Here is a 20,377-nt window from a genome sequence, read left to right on the forward strand (position 1 = left end):
CAGAATGGAACCGAGAAATGAATCGGGGCCACTCCCGATTGGCACGAGGTGAGAAGGAGTCTCCCACCATGGCTAACGCCAACACCCAGATCGATCCAATGCACGCAGAAGAAATCGGCCACGGCAACTCGAAGGCCGCTTGGGCGGCCGTCGGCATCATGATGGTCGGCTTCGTCGCCGGCGGCATCGCCTTCGCAGCACACAACCACCTCGTGGTGTACATCTGCTCCGGCGTCGTCCTGCTCGGCCTGGTCGTCGGCTGGATCATGAAGAAGGCCGGCTACGGCGTCAACGGCTCCAAATCGGGTGACTCGCACTAGCCGTGAGCGTACTAACTGAAATCATCGCGGGCGTCCGGATCGATCTGGACGCCCGTCGGTCCATCCGGAGCCAGGCGCAAATCGAGACCGACGCCACTTTGGCGGCCCCGGCACGTGACGGCTATGCCGCCCTGGGCGGCAACACCGACCCCGGGGCACGCGACGCCTCGATGCGCGTGATCTCCGAGGTCAAGCGCAAATCCCCCTCCAAGGGGGAGCTGGCCGACATCGGCAGCCCCGCGGACCTGGCCCGTGCCTACGCCGCCGGGGGCGCCTCGGTGATCTCCGTGCTGACCGAGGAACGCCGCTTCGGCGGTTCGCTGGCCGACTTCGACGCGGTGCGCGCCGCGGTGGACATCCCGCTGCTGCGCAAGGACTTCACCGTCGACGCCTACCAGATCCACGAGGCCCGTGCCCACGGTGCCGACCTGGTGCTGCTGATCGTCGCGGCCCTGGATGACGCGCAGCTGCGCGAATTCCTCGACCTGACCCACGCCCTGGGCATGAACGCCCTGGTCGAGACGCACACCGAGGAAGAAATCGCCCGCGCCGTGAAGCTCGGGTCCAAGATCATCGGCGTGAACGTGCGCAACCTCAAGACCCTTGAGGTGGACCGCGGCAACTTCGCCCGCCTGGCCGAAAACATCCCCTCCGATGTCGTCATCGTGGCCGAATCCGGGGTCCGCGACGTCGCGGATGTCGAGCACTATGCGTCCCACGGTGCCGATGCGGTCCTGGTGGGCGAGGCCCTGGTCAAGGACAACGACCCGCGTGCCGCCGTTCAGCGCTTCATCGAGGCCGGAACCGCCGCCAAGCCGGCCCGCGACCGCTAAGCAACACCCCCAAAACCCCCTCGAAGAATTCCTGAGCAAGAAAAGGATGCGCCAGATGAACCCGATGACCGGTGACCCAGACCAGGGTGAAAGCAAGCCCGCCTCCGAGCCTTCCCATTCCCTGCGCCACGCCGCGGGCCCGTACTTCGGCGACTACGGCGGACGCTGGATGCCCGAATCCCTGATCGCCGCCATGGACGAGCTCAACGAGACCTTCGAGGCGGCCAAGGCCGATCCGGAGTTCATCGCCCAGGTCAAGGACCTGAACAAGAACTACTCGGGCCGCCCCTCGCTGCTCACCGAGGCCAAGCGCTTCTCCGAGGCCGCAGGCGGGGTGCGCGTCTTCCTCAAGCGCGAGGATTTGAACCACACCGGCAGCCACAAGATCAACAACGTCCTGGGCCAGGCGTTGCTGGCCAAGCGCATGGGCAAGACCCGCATCATCGCCGAGACCGGCGCGGGCCAGCACGGCGTCGCCTCGGCCACCGCCGCGGCCCTCATGGGCCTGGAATGCGTGGTCTACATGGGTGCGGAGGACACGCGCCGGCAGGCCCTGAACGTCGCCCGCATGCAATTGCTTGGCGCCACCGTCATCCCGGTGACCGCCGGCTCCCAGACGCTCAAGGACGCGATCAACGAGGCGCTGCGCGACTGGGTCGCCAACGTGGGAACCACCCACTACCTGCTGGGCACCGCCGCCGGGGGACACCCGTTCCCCGCCATGGTCCGCTACTTCCACGAGGTCATCGGCGAGGAGGCCCGCGAGCAGATCATCGCCCAGGCCGGCCGGCTGCCCGACGCCGTGGCCGCCTGCATCGGCGGCGGCTCCAACGCCATCGGCATCTTCCACGGCTTCCTGGACGACGCCGAGGTCGAGCTCTACGGCTTCGAGGCCGGGGGAGACGGCATCGACACCCCCCGCCACGCCGCGACCATCACACTGGGCAAGCCCGGTGTGCTGCACGGGGCCAAGAGCTACCTGATGCAGGACGACGACGGCCAGACCATCGAGTCGCACTCGATCTCCGCCGGCCTGGACTACCCGGGCGTCGGCCCGGAGCATGCCTACCTGGCGGACATCGGACGGGTCCACTACGAGCCGATCACCGACACGGAGGCCATGGACGCCTTCTCGCTGCTCTGCCGCACCGAGGGCATCATCCCGGCCATCGAGTCCTCCCACGCACTGGCCGGCGTGCTGAAGATCGCCGAGCGGAAGATCGCCGGCGGTGCGGTGCCGGAAGAAACCATCATCATCGCCAACCTTTCGGGTCGCGGCGACAAGGACGTTGGAACCGCAGCGGAATGGTTCAACCTCATCGACACCGAAAAGGACGCCAAGTGAGCCCCGTATCCAAGAGTGCCGCGGCGATCGCCGCGGCCCGTGCCGAAGGCCGCCCGGCGCTGATCTGCTACCTGCCCGCCGGCTTCCCCGACGTGCAGGGCACCATTGACGCGGCCGTGGCGATGGCCGAGAACGGCGCCGACATCATCGAGGTCGGCATCCCGTACTCGGACCCCGTGATGGACGGCTCGGTCATCCAGGCCGCCACGGTCCAGTCGCTGGCCCAGGGCTTCAAGGTCGCCCAGGTGTTCGACATCGTCAAGGGCATCACCGAGCGCTGCGACGCCACCGTGATGATCATGACCTACTGGAACCCGGTGCTGCGCATGGGCGTGGACGAGTTCTCCCGCCGCCTGGCCGAGGCCGGCGGCGCCGGGCTGATCACTCCCGATCTGGTCCCCGACGAGGCGGCCGAGTGGTTTGAGGCCTCCGACAAGTACGGCCTTGACCGCGTCTTCCTGGTCGCACCGTCCTCCACCGAGGCCCGCATGAAGGCCACCGTGGACGCCAGCCGCGGCTTCGTCTACTGCGTCTCGGTCATGGGCGTCACCGGCGCCCGCGCCGAGGTCTCCGACGCCGCTGCCGCCGTGGTCGCCGCGGCCCACGCCGCCGGAGCCGAAAACGCCTGCGTCGGCCTGGGTGTCTCGCAGCGCAAGCACGTGGAAGAAATCGGCGCCTACTCCGACGGCGTCATTGTGGGCACCGCCCTGGTCGCGGCCCTGCGCGACGGGGGAGTGGACGCGGTGGCCAAGCTGACCGCGGAACTCAGCGGGCGGGCAGTGAACGCATGATGCCGCTGGCCGTGGCGGGAGCCAATATCCTGGCCTCGATCCCGAGCCCGCCGTCCGAGTTCTCGAAGTTCTCCATCGGCCCGCTGACCATCCACGCCTACGCGATCTGCATCATGGTCGGCATCATTGCCGCCATGTGGATCGCCTCCCGGCGCTGGCGGGCCAAGGGCGGGCCGGAGGACGTGGTCTGGGACATCTGCATCTGGGCGATCCCCTTCGGCATCGTCGGCGGACGCCTCTACCACGTGCTGGTCACCGACCCCGAGTACTACTTCGGCCTCCAGGGCCAGTCGGCGCACCTTTCCGAAATCCCGCAGATCTGGGCCGGAGGGCTGGGCATCATGGGTGCCATCTCGCTGGGCTCCCTGGGTGCCTGGATCGCCTGCCGGCGTGCCGGGGTGCGCCTCTCGGCGTTCCTGGACGCCGCGGTCCCGGGCGTGCTGCTGGCCCAGGCCTTCGGCCGCTGGGGCAACTGGTTCAACCAGGAACTCTTCGGCAAACCCACCACGCTGCCGTGGGGCCTGGAAATCGACCCGAACAGCTACAACTTCCCCCCGGGCCTGCCGGCCGGAACCCTGTTCCAGCCCACCTTCCTCTACGAATCGCTGTGGAACGTGGCCGGGGTCTTCCTGCTGCTGGCCCTTGACCGGAAGTTCAAGCTGCGCCGGGCTTCCCTGTTCTGGACCTACATCCTGTGGTACGGCATCGGCCGGACCATCATGGAAACCATGCGCATCGACGCCGCGGACACCATCACCATCCTGGGCATCGGGTTGCGCGTACACATGTGGCTGGCCATTGTCATGATCATCATGGGCGCCATCGGGTTGGCCTTCGTGCTCATCCGCCTGCGCCCGCTGCCGGATCCCGGGGTCTACCTCAAGGGCCGCGAATCCAAGGCCGAAGTCGCCGCCGGGACCACGATGGCGGACGCCTCCGGCTCGGAGGCGCAAGCCACTGGGAAGCCGGAGGGCAACAAGCCCGAGGACGGCAAGCCGGAAACGGGCGAGACCGGTCCCGGAATGCAGGACAAATAACACCACTGCGCCCGCCAAAACGGCTCCACGGTGCCGAGCGACGGCCGGTCCTCCCCTTCTTCACGGAAGGGGAGGACCGGCCGTCGCTGTCTGTTCCAGGGGTTCCCCGCCGGGTGTCGGATCGATGACTTCCACGGAGAGCAGGACGAGGCCAAGGTCCCGTATCTTCGCGAGCAGTCCGTGCAGCGCCGCCTGGTCCGGGACGAAACCGCCAATGCCGGTGGTGCCGTCGGACTCCGGTGACAGGGCCAGGCCGTCGAACCAGGCCGACCATCCGGGATCCAACCGGCCCTCGACCCGAACGCGGTAGCCGGCCGGAACCCGCGGCGCGGGAAGCCGGCTCATCGGGATGCCGCCTTCGCCATGGCACCGCCGAGGCGTTGGCCGCGGGGGGAACGGATGAGGATCTCCGCGGCCACGAGGTTGATCGCCCACCCGGCACCCATCATCAGTGCGGTGGTCAGTTCGCTTCTTCCGAAGAGGGAATTGCCGATGCCCTGGGTCAATACCTGGGTGCCGGCACCCAGTGCCAGCGCATAGGCCCGCACCATCCAGGCCCGGTGGGCCGGTACATCGCCGCGGCGTATTGCCGCGAATCCCAGGACGACGGCGGCAGCCATGCCCGTGCCGAACAGCAGCCGCAGCCCGAAGAGCAACTGGCCGGTGCCGGGAGCCCTGGCATAGAACAGCGTCATCCACAACGCCGAGAAGGCCACCGCCAGGCCCAGCGGCACCAAGACCCTGCCCGTCCAGCGGTGCCAGCGCGGGCGGCGGAGGCGGAAGCCGGGGGAGAACTGGAACGCCCCAAGCCCCGCGTAGGCGATCGCGGCAACGATGTGCACGGACACCGGCCACCGCGGGGACCAGCACCAGGGCGATGAGCGCGAACGGCACCCACCGCCCCGGTGCGCCGCTTCGTGAAGTGGGCAGGGAACTCATTTTGCACCGTGCTTCACCGGTGCCGAGGCGGTGGAGAGCCCCAAGGCCGCATCATTCGCGGTGCGCTGCACGCGCCACAGAGAGTATCCGAGGCCGAGCAGTGCCACCCCGGTGGGCACCGCGAACAACCTTTCGTTGACCATGGGCAGCAGGGGGATGGCGATGGTTGCGGCCGTGCCCGCGGCCAGCAGCGCGGCAGCCCATCGTGCGAGGAACCCGGCCCGGAACAAGGCGATGCCGAAAATGGTCCCGCCGGCGATGTAGGTCCCGGCGGAGGCCAGGGAGAGGGCGGTCATCAACCCGATGCCCTCGGTCGGGCTGCCACCGGTGGCGGCCGCGAACACGTCGTTGACGTACCCCGGTGCGCCGTGGGCCAGCACCGGCAGGACGACCGCCCCGATGGTTTCCACGCTCATCATGATGAGGTGGCAGGCGCCGAAGAGGAGGTATCCGAGCAGGCCAAGTACCCCCATTTTCCTGGTCTGGGTCAGGTACATGCCGGTGATTCCGATGAGCGCGAGGATTGACATCAGCAGCTTTGCCCCCTGGCGCAGCAGGTACTCGGGCGTGGTGGCAAAGGCAGCGTCCAGGTGCGGGTGGTTGACCTGGACCGCGAGGAACAGCAGGCCCGCTGCAACTGCGCACAATCCGGCGGCGCGGGCGATCTTGGTGGTGGTGATGGACATGTCGGGCTCCCTGGTTGCGGGTTTCCGCGACGGCTGCCGCGGGATGGCTCCAGACTAGGAATCCGCGGGGTGAGGGGGCATCACCCAAAGAGGTGAGCGTCGGGGTGAGATGCGGATGTTGCGGCGGTTTACAGCAAGCCGCGTTCACGCGCCCGGAGGACCGCTGCCCGGCGGTCGGTGACATCAAGCTTGGTGAAGATGTGCTTGGTGTGGGTGCGCAGCGTGTTGTACGAAATGAACAGTTCCGCCGCGATCTGCGGCCCGTTCATCGAGCTGTCCAACAACCCCAGCACCTGCAGCTCCCGTTCGCTGAGGGTGCCCGGCGAGGCGGGTGGGGGCGCCGCCCCGGGAATCGTGACGAGGCGCAGCAGCCGGGCGATGTCCGCACCGGCGCCCAGGCTGCGGGAGGCATTGCGCAGCAGCCCGAGCAGGGGCTCGCCCTCGTCGAGGAAGAGCCGGAGGTACGCGCCCGGCTCGGGAACACCGGAGATCGCCCGGGCCAGTGCGGCCCGGGCTTGTGCCCCGTGTCCGAGGGCATCATGTGCCAGGGCCAGCAGCAGCCGGATCTCCAGCACGCTCCCGGTGCGCCCGGATGCCCCGGCACCCGGAAGAAGCCGATCCAGCAGCGCGGCGGCGTCCCGGGCCGCTTCGGTCCCGGGATCCACCCGGTGCCGTGCGATCAGCAGGCGCACCAGCGTGAGCTGGTTGAACTCGCCCAGGTATCCGACCTCGTCGGTGGTTCCAACCCCGCATTCCAGGGCCCAGGCGGCGGCCTGTTGCAGCTTGCCCTCGGCGATCCACACCCGTGCCTTCAATGCCGCAATGGGGCGGATCTCGGGGACGAACCCCGGGCGGTAGAGCCGTGCGCCCTGGTCCAGCAGGGCGATTGCCTCCTTAGGTTCGCCCTGGGCGCGGGCGAGCAGCGCCTTCGCAACGAACCAGCGATACCGGCTCTCGGTCATCGGCGCGTGTTCCAGCAGCGCCGCGGCGGCGAGCAGGTGTCCCTCGGCGGCCTCGAGGTTTCCCGTCTGGCTGTCGATCTCACCCAACCCCACATGCAATTCGGCGGCCGCCCGCGACAAGGGCGAGCCCAGTGCTTCGGCCCGGGCCAAGGCGTCCTCGCAGAGCCGGCGCGCCATGGCGGGTTGGCCGGCGGCGAGCCACATGTCGGCGAGGACCACGGTGCTGCCGAGTTCATCGACGAGGTTTCCGGCCTGGTGCAGGTGTTCCACCGCCCGTCCGAACATCGCCAGCGCGTCGTCCACCGTGCCCTGCGCCCAGGCCGCAAGCCCCAGGTAGCCGGCCGCCGCGCCACGGGACAGATGGTCCTCCGGGCCGGCCGCCTCGAGCGCGGCCCGGGCATGACGGGAGGTGCCGGCCGCATCCCCGCGTGCCTGCGCCAGCGCGGCGCGGTAGACGGCGATGGTCGCAGGCAGCGCGCGCATTTCTTCGGTTTCGTGCCCGGCCCGAACGTGCCCGCGGGACAGTCTTCCCAGCGCCAGTTCCGCATCGCGAAGCCGCGGCTCAACACCGTCGAGGTCGCCCCCGGCCAGATGCCGGAACCCGTAGAACACACTGAGCACCGGGCTGCGCCGGACCAAGGAATCGGGTAGCCGGTCCAGCCAGCCGAGCAGCAGCGCATCCTGCCGGTTGCGCCGTATCCGGGGCAAGGCAAGTTCAATGAGGTGCGCCGCACCCTCGAAATCCTCGGCGGCCAAGGCATGCCCGACGGCATCCGGCCACATTTCACGGGCCCCGTACCACTGGCCGGCCCGCCGGTGCAGGATTGCAACCTGCCCGGGCCGTTCACCGGACAGTCGTGCCCGCAGCACATCGGCGAACAGTTGGTGGTAGCGGTACCACTGCCTCTTCTCATCCAGCGGGAGAAGAAAAAGGTTGGCCCGCTCCAGCTCCATGAGCATGCGGTCCCCGTCCGTGCGCCCGCTCAAGGCATCGCAAAGCGGACCCGTCAGCCTCTGCAGGACGCAGGTGTCCAACAGGAAGTCGCGAACCGGTGCCGGCTGGTGTGCCAGCACCTCCTCGACAAGGTAGTCGACGACATACCTGTCATTCCCGGCAAAGCGGTCAATGAACCCTGCTGCGTCCCCGTGTCCGGCCAAGGAGATCGAGGCGAGTTGGAGCGCCGCGATCCACCCCTCCGTGCGTTGCCCCAACACCGCCACCTGTTCCGGGGCCAGCTCCAGCCCTGAGGCCGAATTGAGGTATTCGGTCGTCTCGTCCGGGGTGAACCGCAGGTGCTCGGCGCGGATCTCCACCAGCTCGCCTCGTCCCCGCCAAAGTGCCAGCGGCAGATCCGGATCGGAGCGGGTGCTGATCACCAGGTGCACCTGCGGCGGAAGGTGGTCAAGGAAGAATGCCATGGCCCCACTGACATCGCGGTTGGAGATGAAGTGGTAGTCGTCGAGTACCAGCCAGACGTTTGAGGGTTCCGCAGCGAGCTCGTTCAGCAGGATGGCGAGCTCGGTTCCGGTTGGTGCGGGGGAAGCCGCAACCGGATCCATCGCCGCCGGGCCGACGCCGGGAACCGCCGCTTGCAGGGTCGTCACCACGCCGGTCCAGAACGACGCCGGATCGTTGTCCGTTGCGTCCAGGGAGAGCCACGCAATACGGCGACCCCGTTCGTGGTTCTGCCTCCACCACTGGGACAGGAGCGTTGTCTTGCCGAACCCGGCCGGGGCCGAGATGAGCGTGAGCCTTGGCTCGGCTCCGCGGGCCAGCAGTCCGTCGAGTCGCGGACGTGCCACCAGGCCGCGTCGTTGCCTGGGCGCATTCATCTTGGTGGCAATCAGGGGGCGTGCCATGGTCCGGCATTCTCTCGGGGCGATGCCGCGGCGGTTGGGTGCGGCCAGCTCAGGCCAGTCTACCCGTGGGCATCCTGGTCGTTCAGGGGGGCCACCACCACCATGACCACGTGTCCGGGGCCCTGCTGCCTTGGGAAGAAAGATGACAAGGCTTTGTTGTCGTACGACGAAACTTTCAGGAAACCCAAAAGTTCCAAGTCAGCAACGGGTTCGTAGTGGGCACGAAAACTGTTGGAAACAAAAGCGCGTATAAATCCGAAACATGCCGGTGCTACTCTTTTTTCACTGTGGCAGCACGTCCGGGCGCGGAGCACCCCTCCATCCGCACCCGATGCTGCCGGCAACCACAACGACGTGGAAACGCACGACCCGCGGCCCGCCCACCGGCTGGAACACACGGTTGCCGCGCCCGCAGCATTGGTGCCACACCCACACCCCACACCAAGCCCCCAGCGGGGCACCGATTCGCGAACCCAAAAACTCCCTCGGCCACCGTCGTCCGAAGAACCAGACCCGCCGCCCACACACCGAGAAAGGGACAACTCATGAGCATGACCGGAGTCCAACTCAATGCCTCACCGCATCAGGGCGAGGAGATTTCCTCGCCCTACACCAGGTTTGCCGACGTCCCGGCAGCACAGGGACTCTACGATCCGGCAAACGAAAAAGACGCGTGCGGCCTGGCGGTCATTGCCACGCTGACCAAGGAGGCCAGCCACCAGATCGTGGAACAGGCCCTCGAGGCGCTGCGCCGCCTCGAACACCGCGGCGCCGTGGGCGCCGACGCCGGCACCGGCGACGGAGCCGGCATCCTCACCCAGATCCCCGACGCATTCTTTCGCGCGGTCACCGATTTCGCCCTTCCCGCCCCCGGCCGCTACGCCGCCGGCACCGCCTTCCTCCCGCAGGAGACCGCGCAGCGCAACGCCGCCGTCACCGCACTGGAGGAACTCGCCGCCGAGGAAGGCCTGACGGTTCTTGGCTGGCGCGACGTCCCGGTGAACACCGCGGCCATCGGCGCCACCGCCCTGGGGTGCATGCCGCACTTCTCCCAGCTTTTCCTGGGTGCCGCCGAAGACCACGAGGCAGACCTCGACGCCCGCGTCTTCCGCATCCGCAAGCGCGCCCAGAACAAGTTCGGGGTGTACTTCCCCTCGCTCTCCTCCGCGACCATGGTCTACAAGGGCATGCTCTCCACCGAGCAGCTCACCGAGTTCTACCCGGACCTGTCCGACGCCCGTTTCGCCTCGCGCCTCGGCATCGTGCACTCGCGATTCTCCACCAACACCTTCCCCTCCTGGCCGCTGGCCCAGCCCTTCCGCACCATTGCCCACAACGGCGAAATCAACACGGTCAAGGGCAACCGCAACTGGATGCGCGCCCGCCAGTCCCAGCTGGCCTCCCCGCTGCTGGGCGAGGTCCCCGAGGAACTATTCCCGATCTGCAGCCCCGGTGCCTCCGACTCCGCATCCTTCGACGAGGTCGCCGAGCTGCTGGTGCTCTCCGGCCGCCCCGTGGCCCAGGCCATCATGATGATGATCCCCGAGGCCTGGGAAAACCACGCCACCATGGATGCGGACCGCCGCGCCTTCTACGAATACAACTCCATGCTCATGGAGCCCTGGGACGGCCCGGCCGCGGTCTCCTTCACCGACGGCAAGCAGGTCGGCGCGGTGCTGGACCGCAACGGGCTGCGCCCGGCCCGCTACTGGATCACCACCGACGGACTGGTCGTGCTGGCCTCCGAGGTCGGCGTCATCGATCTGGCCCCCGAGCAGATCTCCGCCAAGGGCCGCGTCGCCCCGGGCAAGATGTTCCTCATCGACACCGAGGCCGGACGCATCATCGACGATGCCGAGATCAAGTCGCAGGTCGCCGCCTCCGCCCCGTGGGCCCAGTGGCTCAACGAGAACAAGATCAGCCTCACCGAGCTGCCGGACCTGGAGCACGTCAAGCACAACTCCGCCTCCGTGCAGATCCGCCAGCGCACCTTCGGCTACACCACCGAGGAGCTGCGGATCCTGTTGGCCCCGATGGCCTCCGCCGGCGCCGAGCCGCTCGGTGCCATGGGCACCGACACCCCCGTCGCGGTGCTCTCGGACCGCTCGCGGCTGCTCTTCGACTACTTCACCCAGTCCTTCGCCCAGGTCACCAACCCGCCGCTGGACTCCATCCGCGAGGAACTGGTCACCTCCCTGGGCACCAGCATCGGCCCGGACGGGAACCTGCTGGCCACCGGCAAGGTCGACGCCCGGCAGGTGTCCCTCGACTACCCGGTGATCACCAACGACGACCTGGCCAAGATCGCCAACATCCGCGACGAATCCGGCGCCAAGGTCGCCCTGAAGGTCCGCGGGCTCTACCGCCCCGAGGGCGGCGAATCGGAGCTGCGCGCCCGCCTGCAGGAAATCTGCGAAAAGGTCTCCGCCGCCATCAACCGCGGCGTGAAGTTCATCGTGCTCTCGGATAGGGACTCCAACGCCCAGTGGGCGCCGATCCCGTCGCTGCTGCTCACCAGTGCGGTGCACCACCACCTGCTCAAGAGCGCCAACCGCACCAAGACCTCCCTGGTCATCGAGGCCGGGGACGTGCGCGAGGTGCACCACGTGGCCGTGCTCGTGGGCTACGGCGCCTCGGCGATCAATCCCTACCTGGCGCTGGAATCCGTGGAGGAAATGGCCACCCAGGGCGAGCTCGGCTCCGTGACCCCGGCCAAGGCGCAGACCAACCTGATCAAGGCGCTGGGCAAGGGCCTGCTGAAGATCATGTCCAAGATGGGCATCTCCACCGTGGCCTCCTACTGCGGCGCCCAGACCTTCGAGGCATTGGGCCTGTCCCAGCGAGTGGTCGACCAGTACTTTACCGGCACCTCCTCGCAGCTCGGGGGAGTGGGCCTGGACATCATCGCGACCGAAACCGCGATGCGCCATGCCGCAGCCTACCCCTCCGACCTGAACCCGGATCCGCACCGTGTGCTGGAAACCGGCGGGGAATACCAGTGGCGCCGCGAGGGACCGCCGCACCTCTTCAACCCGGAGACCGTCTTTAGGCTGCAGCACGCCACCCGCGAACGCCGCTACGACATCTTCAAGAAATACACCCAGGGCGTCGACGACCAGGCCAAGGGCCTGATGACGCTGCGCGGGCTGCTGGACTTCAAGACCGGCGAACGCACGCCCATCGACATCGACGCCGTGGAACCGGTGTCCGAGATCGTGAAGCGCTTCGCGACCGGGGCGATGAGCTACGGCTCGATCTCCGCCGAGGCGCACGAGACCCTGGCCCGCGCCATGAACCGGCTGGGCGGCAAGTCCAACACCGGCGAGGGCGGCGAGGACGTGGACCGCCTGCTGGATCCGGAGCGCCGCTCCGCGGTCAAGCAGATCGCCTCGGGCCGCTTCGGGGTCACCAGCATGTACCTCACGCACGCCGACGACCTGCAGATCAAGATGGCCCAGGGTGCCAAGCCCGGGGAGGGTGGCCAGCTGATGGCCAACAAGGTCTACCCGTGGGTGGCCCGCACCCGCCACTCCACCCCCGGCGTGGGATTGATTTCCCCGCCGCCGCACCACGACATCTACTCGATCGAGGACCTGGCCCAGCTGATCCACGACGCGAAGTGCTCCAACCCGGGTGCCCGCGTCCACGTGAAGCTGGTCTCCGAGGTCGGCATCGGCACCGTCGCGGCCGGCGTCACCAAGGCCAAGGCCGACGTGGTGCTGGTTTCCGGACACGACGGCGGCACCGGGGCCTCCCCGCTGAACTCGCTCAAGCATGCCGGGGTGCCCTGGGAGCTCGGCCTGGCCGAGACCCAGCAGACGCTGATGCTCAACGGGTTGCGCGAACGCGTCACCGTGCAGGTCGACGGGCAGCTGAAGACCGGCCGCGACGTGGTCATCGCCGCGCTGCTGGGCGCCGAGGAATTCGGCTTCGCCACCGCCCCCTTGGTGGTTGCCGGCTGCATCATGATGCGCGTCTGCCACCTGGACACCTGCCCGGTCGGCGTGGCCACGCAGAACCCGGAGCTGCGCGCCCGCTTCACCGGCCAGGTGGACCACGTGGTGAACTTCTTCGAGTTCCTCGCCCAGGAGGTCCGCGAGATCCTCGCGGAACTCGGCTTCGCGACCCTCGAGGAGGCCATCGGCCAGGCCGAGCTGCTCGACACCCGCGCCGCGGTCGGTCACTGGAAGACCGCCGGGCTGCACCTGGAAAAGATCTTCAACACCGCCGGCTCCAGGCCCGGGGCGGCGCGTTCGCGCACCGGGTCCCAGGACCACGGGCTGGACAGGCACTTCGACAACCAGCTCATTGTAGCTTCCGCTCCGGCCCTGGAACGCCGCGAAAGGGTCGTCCTTGACCTCCCCGTCAAGAACACCGACCGCTCGGTGGGCACCATGCTCGGCCACCACGTCACCCGCACCTTCGGCACCGACGAGCTGGCGGAGGGGACCATCGCGGTCACCCTGCGCGGGCACGCTGGCCAATCCCTCGGCGCGTTCCTGCCCGCCGGCATTGCGCTGGACCTGGTCGGGGACGCCAACGACTACGTCGGCAAGGGCCTGTCCGGCGGACGGATCTCCGTGCGCGCCGATGCACGCTCCGGCTTCAACCCGGCCGAGCAGGTCATTGCCGGAAACGTCATCGGCTACGGCGCCACCAGCGGCGAGCTGTTCATCGCCGGGCTGGTGGGCGAACGCTTCGCCGTGCGCAACTCCGGGGCCACCGCGGTGGTCGAGGGCATCGGCGACCACGGCTGCGAATACATGACCGGCGGAACCGCGCTGGTGCTGGGTCCCACCGGACGCAACTTCGCCGCCGGCATGTCCGGGGGCACGGCCTACGTGCTGGACCTGGACACCGCGGCGCTGAACCCGCTGGCCGTGGCCAACGAGGACCTGTTGCTTTCCGGCCCCGACGAGGCGGGCTGCGCGCTCATCAAGGAACTGCTCACCAAGCACGTGGCCCACACCGGCTCGGCACTGGCCTCCAGCCTGCTGGCCGACTGGCCGGTGGCCGCGGCCCGCATCACCAAGGTGCTCCCGCGGGACTACGCCGCGGTGTCCCAGGCACGAAACACTGCCGTCCATGAAGGATTCGACCCCGATTCAGCAACCGTCTGGAACAGGATTTTGGAGGTGACCCGTGGCTAATCCACGTGGATTCCTGGAGGTGCGCGAACGCGTCACCGTGCCCAAGCGCCCCGTCTCGGTGCGCATCATGGACTACCGCGAGGTAACAGCCAGGCAGGACGCCGGCGTGCTGAAAAAGCAGGCCGGGCGCTGCATGGACTGCGGGGTGCCCTTCTGCCACAACGGCTGCCCGCTGGGCAACCTCATCCCGGAGTGGAACGCCCTGGTCCACGAGGGCCGGATGGCAGAGGCCGCCGAGCGCCTGCACGCGACCAACAACTTCCCGGAGTTCACCGGGCGGCTGTGCCCGGCCCCCTGCGAGTCCTCCTGCGTGCTGGGCATCAACCAGCCGGCCGTAACAATCAAGCAGGTCGAGGTCGAAATCGCCGACACCCTGATTGCCTCCGGCGGGCTCGAGCCGGTGCTGGCCGTGCGCCACACCGACAAGCGCATCGCCGTGATCGGCTCGGGCCCCGCGGGCCTGGCCGCCGCCCAGCAGCTGACCCGCGCCGGGCACACCGTGGCGGTGTACGAGCGCGACGAGAAGGTCGGCGGGCTGCTGCGCTACGGCATCCCCGACTTCAAGATGGGCAAGGACGTCCTGGAGACCCGGCTGGCCCAGATGGAGGCCGAGGGAACCGTGTTCCGCACCGGGGTCTCGGTGGGCACCGACATCGAATTCGACGCCCTGAACAGGCTGTATGACGCGGTGATCGTGGCCACGGGCGCCACCGTGCCGCGCGATTTGCCGGTCCCCGGACGCGAACTCGAGGGCGTCCACTTCGCCATGGACTACCTGGTGGATTCGAACCAGGTGGTGGCCGGCGAGCGTGAAGGCCTGCGGATCAATGCCGCCGGCAAGCACGTGGTCATCCTCGGCGGCGGCGACACCGGGGCCGACTGCCTGGGCACCGCGACCCGCCAGGGCGCGGCCTCCGTGACCACCCTGGCCATCGGTTCGCAGCCCCCGGCAGAGCGTCCGGCGCACCAGCCCTGGCCCATGGCCCCGACCATCTTCGAGGTCCAGTCGGCCCACGAGGAAGGCGGCGAGCGGTCGTATTTGGCCGCCACCGTCAACTTCACAGGTGAGCACGGGAGCGTGATGGGTGTTACTGTGGCAGAGACCGAATTCATAGACGGTCAGCGCCTTCCGAAGCCGGGCACCGAGCGGGTCATTCCCGCGGACCTGGTCTTCCTGGCCCTGGGGTTCACCGGACCCGAGCAGGCCGGCTTCCTGGAACAGGCCAACACCGAGTTTGATGACCGGGGCAGCGTCGCCCGCGATGGTTACTACATGACCAACACCCCGGGGGTGTTCGCGGCAGGCGATGCCGGACGCGGACAATCCCTGATCGTGTGGGCCATAGCCGAGGGACGATCCTGTGCCGCGGCCGTGGACAAATACCTGATGGGCGAAACCCGCCTTCCGGCCCCCGTCTCTCCGACGGATCGGGCCATCAGCATGTTGTGAAACGGATGCACCTCTTATGCGGTGTTTTCCCGACCTGAGAAATGGAAAGGCAGATAGGCTAACCGTATGAGACGCGCAAAAATCGTGGCCACCTGGGGCCCGGCGATCGGTACCTACGACAAGACATTGGCAGTGCTCAAGGCGGGTGTCGACGTCGCCCGGCTGAACATGAGCCACGGCGACCACTCGATGCACGCCGAGAACCTCGGCAACGTCCGTGCGGCGGCCGAGGAGCTCGGCCGCCCGGTGGGCATCTTTGCCGACCTGCAGGGACCGAAGATCCGCCTGGGCCGCTTCGTGGACGACGCCAAGCACATGCTCAAGGTCGGGGACACGTTCACCATCGTGATTGCCGACGTGCTGGGGGATGGCACGTTCTGCTCCACGACGTTCAAGGGCCTGCCCACCGATGTCAACGTGGGCGACATCCTCTTGATCAATGACGGCAAGGTTGCCCTTCGCGCAACGGCCGTGGATGACGAGAAGGTCGTCACCGAGGTCGTCGTGGGCGGGGAGGTGTCCAACAACAAGGGCATCAACCTTCCCGGCGTGGCCGTGAACGTTCCCGCCCTGAGCGAAAAGGACGAGGAGGACCTGCGCTGGGCCATTCGGGCCGGCGTCGACATGGTCGCCCTGTCCTTCGTGCGCAACGCCGCCGACATCGGGCGCGTGCACGAGATCATGGACGAGGAAGGCCGGCGCCTTCCGGTCATCGCCAAGATCGAAAAGCCGCAGGCGGTTGACGCGCTGGAAGAAATCATCGACGCCTTCGACGCCATCATGGTGGCACGTGGCGACCTCGGCGTGGAGCTTCCGCTCGAGGAAGTCCCGCTGGTGCAGAAGCGCGCCATCGAGCTGGCCCGCCGCTGGGCCAAGCCGGTCATCGTGGCGACCCAGGTGCTCGAGTCGATGATCGAGTCCCCGACGCCGACCCGCGCCGAGGCCTCGGACTGCGCCAATGCCGTCATCGACGGCGCCGACGCGGTCATGCTCTCGGGGGAGACCTCGGTGGGCGAATACCCCATCGAGACCGTCGAGACCATGGCACGGATCATTTCCTCCACGGAAAAGCACGGGCTGGACCGCATCCCGCGCCTGGGCTCCAAGCCCAAGACCCGTGGCGGCGCCATCACCCGTGCCGCCGTGGAGATCGCCGACCAGTTGGATGCCAAGTACATCGTGGCCTTCACCCAGTCCGGCGATTCGGCCCGACGCCTGTCCCGGCTGCGTCCGAAGCGCCCGGTCCTGGCCTTCACCCCGCTGCCGCAGACCTACAACATCATGACCCTGATGTGGGGCATCCAGCCCCGCCTGGTCGAATACGCCGACCACACCGACAAGATGACCGCACAGGTCGACCGCGCCCTCCTGGCCGAAGGCCTGGCCGAGGTCAACGACATTGTCTGCATCGCCGCCGGGTCCCCTCCCGGACAGGCCGGGTCCACCAACTCGCTGCGCATCCACAAGGTCGGCGACCTTGCGGACGCCGGCCAGCTCGGCGACGGCAAGCCGATGCCGGCCCGCGAGAAGGTCGGTCCGTGGGACTCGGACAAGGGCGAGGGCGAAAACAGCCACACCATCTAGCTGGTTCGAGGTGCGGCGGGGGCCGGACTTCCACCACGATTCCCTTGGGGGACCGCGGTGGGGGTCCGGCCCTTTCGTTTTCAGCCAGTCAGCTCCACCGGCACGGCGATGACATCCACCATCGCACCGTTCCGGAGCACCGTCACCGGCAGCGGCACACCGATGGCTTCGGTGAACAACTGCTTTTGCACGCTTTCGGCGGTGGAGACCGGGCGCCGTCCGACGGTCAGCACCAGGTCCCCGGGTTTCAACCCGGACTTCTCCGCCGGGGACCCGGCGATGACATCGGCAACGCGCAGTCCCTGCCGCTGGCCCATGCGCGATGACAGCGTCTCGTCCAGCGCAAACGGGGCACTGACCAGGCCCAGGTAGGCGCGCCGGACACGACCGTCGGCCATCAGCGCGGCGATGATCCGCCGGGTGGTCGCGTTGATCGGAACGGCCAGGCCCAGGCCCGCGCCCGCCACGGCCGTGTTGATGCCCACAACCCGGCCGCGGGCATCGGCCAGCGCCCCGCCCGAATTGCCCGGGTTCAGCGCGGCATCGGTTTGGATGACGTCCTCGATCACCCGCCGGGCCCGGCCAAGTGCGGTGGGGATGGATCGCCCCAGCCCGCTGACCACCCCGGCGGTCACCGAACCGGCCAGGCCCAGCGGGTTGCCCACGGCGATCACCAGTTGGCCCACCCGCAGCCCCTCGGCGTCGCCGAGTCGGGCCGGTGCCTGCATGTGGGATAAACCGCGGATCACGGCCAGATCGGACAGGGCGTCCGCTCCTCTGATCTCCAGGTCCGTTGCCGTGCCGTCGGCAAAGGTCGCCCGTCCGGCAGTAGCCCCGGCAACCACGTGGGCATTGGTCAGCATGAAGCCGTCTTCGGTGAAGACCACGGCGGAACCCGCGCCAAGGCGCACCGGGCCACCGCGGCCGGTACGCATCATCTCGACGGCCGCAACATGCGGCCCAACCTCTTCGGCAACGCCGATGACGGTCCGGGAATAGGCGTCCATCACATCTTCAGGCCCAAGCCCGGATTCGGAAATATCGAAAGGCTCATTCACCGCACGCCTCCAGGGGTGCCCATGGTCCGATATTTGCGACGCTTCCTGCCCGCGCACCGGCCGCGCCACATGCCTATACAACGAAAGCGGTGCCCACCGTAGTCCCGCCATGGATACGCCATGGGAGAACGGCGAAGCAGGAAAGCCTGCATTTCCAGGTATCCCGCAATGCCGATTTCGCTGGTCGTCTCCGAGCGCCTGATCCAGCGGTCCTGCCAACGCCTTCAATCAACGCGGCCCAAGAATTGAGGTGATGTGCCCAATGGAAAGAATAAACACACAAATGGATCTCAAAGTGGCGGTCGTCATTGACGCCGGGGAATTGTTTTCCGGAAATGACAAAGGCCCCGATCCCTTGTGAACCAAGGGATCGAGGCCGGTTGTGCCCGAGGTGGGACTCGAACCCACACACCTTTCGATACTGCATTTTGAGTGCAGCGCGTCTACCATTCCGCCACTCGGGCGGGCACATTTTGAAGCAGCGAGAATAAGCGTAACTGATGATTGCTTTGCGCAGAAATCCTCGCGTCCTTGCGGTTATCCACTGTACATGCAGATAGGCTTAACCGTAAAACCGAGAGTCGATGACAGCCCCGGTCACCCCGGGAATGAAGGAGCACCCATGAGCGATCTGCCCGAAGTAACACGAATTGATCCCGAGCCCAACACCGGCGCACCCCGCCGCGTGATTGTTGCCGAGGATGAAACCCTGATCCGCCTCGACATCGTTGAGATCCTGCGCGGCGAGGGCTACGACGTGGTTGCCGAGGCGGACAACGGGGAAAAGGCCATCGAGCTGGCGCGCGAGCACAAGCCCGACCTGGTGCTGATGGACGTCAAGATGCCGGTCATGGACGGCATCACCGCGGCCGAGACCATCGTCAAGGAGCGCATCGCACCCGTGGTCCTGCTGACCGCCTTCAGCCAGAAGGAGTTGGTGGAACGCGCCCGCGAGGCCGGAGCCATGGCGTACGTCGTCAAGCCGTTCACCCCCGCGGACCTGGTGCCGGCCATCGAGATCGCCATCTCCCGCTACGAGGAAATCCGCGCGCTGGAGAAGGAGGTCGGTGACCTCACCGAGCAGTTCGCCACGCGCAAGCTCGTCGAGCGAGCCAAGAGCCTGCTGACCACCAAGATGGGCCTGACCGAACCCGAGGCGTTCCGCTGGATCCAGAAAACGTCCATGGACCGCCGCCTGTCCATGCGCGAAGTTGCCGAGACCGTCATCGACCAGGTCAAGTAGCCAAGCACCAGGATCGCCCTCGACGGGGCCGCGGAATCCCCGACACGGGAATTCCCCGGCCCCGTTTGCATTTTCCTGCTGCCACGGGCGTGTTGGCTCGATAGGATTCTTGGGACAGGCAATGCAGGGCAATCAACCGCGAGGAAAGGGCCACCGTGCCACATCCGGATTCACCGATGGGTGAGCAATTCGAACTCTCCGGAACCATCGCCGGCCGCACGCAGCACGCGGTGGTGACCCAGATCGGTGCCGCATTGCGCAGGCTGGTGGTCGACGGGGTGGAACTTGTCCAGGACTACCCGCAAGACATGGCCGCGCCTTCCGCGGCCGGCGTCGTCCTGGTGCCCTGGCCAAATCGCGTTGCCGGAGGAACCTGGAGCCACGACGGCATCGAGGAACATCTGGTGATCACCGAACTGGAGCGCAACAACGCCAGCCACGGACTGCTGCGGCACAGCAGCTATCGGCAGGCAAAACGAACAAACCACAGCGTGGTATTGGCGGCGGAGATTTCACCCGCGCCCGGGTATCCCTTCGAACTGGCCACGTCCGTGCACTATGAATTGGTGGCGGACGGGTTGCAAGTCACCCACAGGCTGGAGAACCTCGGCACGTCCAAGGCCCCGGTGGCCGTGGGAGCCCACCCCTACCTGCGAGTCGGTGACACCCCGGTGGGCGAGCTGACACTGCTCATCGACGCCGCGCGGCACCTGGAAGTCGACGGGGCGATGATTCCCGTCGGGCGGCCGTTGCCGGTGGACGGCACGGACCTGGACTACCGGCACGGCAGGAAACTGGGCAACGTCGCCCTCGACAATGCGTGGACGGATCTCACGCGCGGGGCCGACGGCGGTTCACGGCACTACTTGGAGGCACCGGATGGAACCCGCGTGGAATTGCACATGGATCGGAACTACGGCTTCATCCAGGCCTACACCACGCAAACCTTCAAGGGCCCGGAAGGTCCGGTGCACGCGGTGGCCCTGGAACCGATGACCGCGGCGGCGAACGCCTTCAACAACGGAATGGGACTGCGTTGGCTGGCGCCGGGCGAGACCTGGGAATCCTCGTGGGGGATCAGGCATGTGGCCGCGGGCGGTTCCCGATGAACAATGGAAG

General features: G+C 67.6%; 15 protein-coding genes and 1 tRNA gene. 10 read left to right on the forward strand and 6 right to left on the reverse strand.

The genetic code is table 11. From position 1 onward, the window contains the following. Window positions 1-68 precede the first annotated feature (68 nt). From J2T21_RS11895 to lgt, 5 genes are all read left to right on the forward strand, one after another. Window positions 69-320: an HGxxPAAW family protein gene (locus J2T21_RS11895; protein ID WP_071213328.1), complete on the forward strand. Its 252-nt coding sequence runs from the start codon at window positions 69-71 to the stop codon at window positions 318-320. 2 nt (window positions 321-322) lie between these two features. Continuing rightward, entirely contained in the window at window positions 323-1,153 is an 831-nt protein-coding gene (gene trpC / locus J2T21_RS11900; protein WP_307581574.1) for an indole-3-glycerol phosphate synthase TrpC, read from the forward strand. A 64-nt stretch (window positions 1,154-1,217) separates the two neighbouring features. Beyond that, complete coding sequence (gene trpB / locus J2T21_RS11905) at window positions 1,218-2,498, forward strand: tryptophan synthase subunit beta (RefSeq protein ID WP_307581612.1); 1,281 nt, start codon at window positions 1,218-1,220, stop codon at window positions 2,496-2,498. Next, window positions 2,495-3,289 (forward strand): tryptophan synthase subunit alpha, encoded by a 795-nt coding sequence (gene trpA / locus J2T21_RS11910; RefSeq protein WP_373457926.1) that lies wholly within the window; start codon window positions 2,495-2,497, stop codon window positions 3,287-3,289. Before trpB ends, trpA begins: the two co-directional genes overlap by 4 nt. Further along, entirely contained in the window at window positions 3,286-4,326 is a 1,041-nt protein-coding gene (gene lgt, locus J2T21_RS11915) for a prolipoprotein diacylglyceryl transferase (RefSeq protein ID WP_307581576.1), read from the forward strand. The genes trpA and lgt overlap by 4 nt, the downstream gene beginning before the upstream one ends. Before the next feature lie 60 nt (window positions 4,327-4,386). Here the strand turns inward: lgt and J2T21_RS11920 are convergent, their stop codons facing one another. The 4 genes from J2T21_RS11920 to J2T21_RS11935 form a co-directional block, all read right to left on the reverse strand. Continuing rightward, on the reverse strand, window positions 4,387-4,671 hold the full coding sequence (locus J2T21_RS11920) for a hypothetical protein (protein WP_307581577.1): 285 nt from the start codon (window positions 4,669-4,671) through the stop codon (window positions 4,387-4,389). After that, entirely contained in the window at window positions 4,668-5,168 is a 501-nt protein-coding gene (locus J2T21_RS11925; protein WP_307581578.1) for a DUF2306 domain-containing protein, read from the reverse strand. Before J2T21_RS11925 ends, J2T21_RS11920 begins: the two co-directional genes overlap by 4 nt. Before the next feature lie 93 nt (window positions 5,169-5,261). Then, window positions 5,262-5,951: a hypothetical protein gene (locus J2T21_RS11930; RefSeq protein WP_307581579.1), complete on the reverse strand. Its 690-nt coding sequence runs from the start codon at window positions 5,949-5,951 to the stop codon at window positions 5,262-5,264. A 128-nt stretch (window positions 5,952-6,079) separates the two neighbouring features. Continuing rightward, complete coding sequence (locus J2T21_RS11935; protein ID WP_307581580.1) at window positions 6,080-8,773, reverse strand: LuxR C-terminal-related transcriptional regulator; 2,694 nt, start codon at window positions 8,771-8,773, stop codon at window positions 6,080-6,082. 545 nt (window positions 8,774-9,318) lie between these two features. On the opposite strand from J2T21_RS11935, the gene gltB reads away from it, so the two are divergent. The 3 genes from gltB (at window position 9,319) to pyk (ending at window position 16,957) form a co-directional block, all read left to right on the forward strand. Beyond that, window positions 9,319-13,923 carry a glutamate synthase large subunit gene (gene gltB, locus J2T21_RS11940; RefSeq protein WP_307581581.1) on the forward strand — a complete coding sequence of 1,535 codons (4,605 nt, stop codon included), beginning with the start codon at window positions 9,319-9,321 and terminating at the stop codon, window positions 13,921-13,923. After that, window positions 13,916-15,373 carry a glutamate synthase subunit beta gene (locus J2T21_RS11945; RefSeq protein ID WP_307581582.1) on the forward strand — a complete coding sequence of 486 codons (1,458 nt, stop codon included), beginning with the start codon at window positions 13,916-13,918 and terminating at the stop codon, window positions 15,371-15,373. The genes gltB and J2T21_RS11945 overlap by 8 nt, the downstream gene beginning before the upstream one ends. Window positions 15,374-15,439: 66 nt before the next feature. Next, window positions 15,440-16,957 carry a pyruvate kinase gene (gene pyk / locus J2T21_RS11950; RefSeq protein ID WP_307581583.1) on the forward strand — a complete coding sequence of 506 codons (1,518 nt, stop codon included), beginning with the start codon at window positions 15,440-15,442 and terminating at the stop codon, window positions 16,955-16,957. Window positions 16,958-17,037: 80 nt separating this feature from the next. On the opposite strand, the gene J2T21_RS11955 is transcribed toward pyk, so the two are convergent. Both J2T21_RS11955 and J2T21_RS11960 read right to left on the reverse strand, forming a co-directional pair. Next, window positions 17,038-17,964, reverse strand: a complete 927-nt coding sequence (locus tag J2T21_RS11955; protein WP_307581584.1) for a S1C family serine protease — start codon at window positions 17,962-17,964, stop codon at window positions 17,038-17,040. 434 nt (window positions 17,965-18,398) lie between these two features. Then, window positions 18,399-18,479 (reverse strand) — tRNA-Leu (locus J2T21_RS11960). Between the two features lie 158 nt (window positions 18,480-18,637). Between J2T21_RS11960 and J2T21_RS11965 the strand changes: the two genes are divergently transcribed. Beyond that, window positions 18,638-19,258: an ANTAR domain-containing response regulator gene (locus tag J2T21_RS11965; RefSeq protein WP_307581585.1), complete on the forward strand. Its 621-nt coding sequence runs from the start codon at window positions 18,638-18,640 to the stop codon at window positions 19,256-19,258. 176 nt (window positions 19,259-19,434) lie between these two features. After that, entirely contained in the window at window positions 19,435-20,367 is a 933-nt protein-coding gene (locus J2T21_RS11970) for an aldose 1-epimerase family protein (RefSeq protein ID WP_307581586.1), read from the forward strand. The last annotated feature ends 10 nt before the right edge of the window (window positions 20,368-20,377 follow it).

The organism is Paeniglutamicibacter psychrophenolicus, from assembly GCF_030812255.1.
GTDB classification, from domain to species: Bacteria; Actinomycetota; Actinomycetes; order Actinomycetales; family Micrococcaceae; genus Paeniglutamicibacter; species Paeniglutamicibacter psychrophenolicus_A.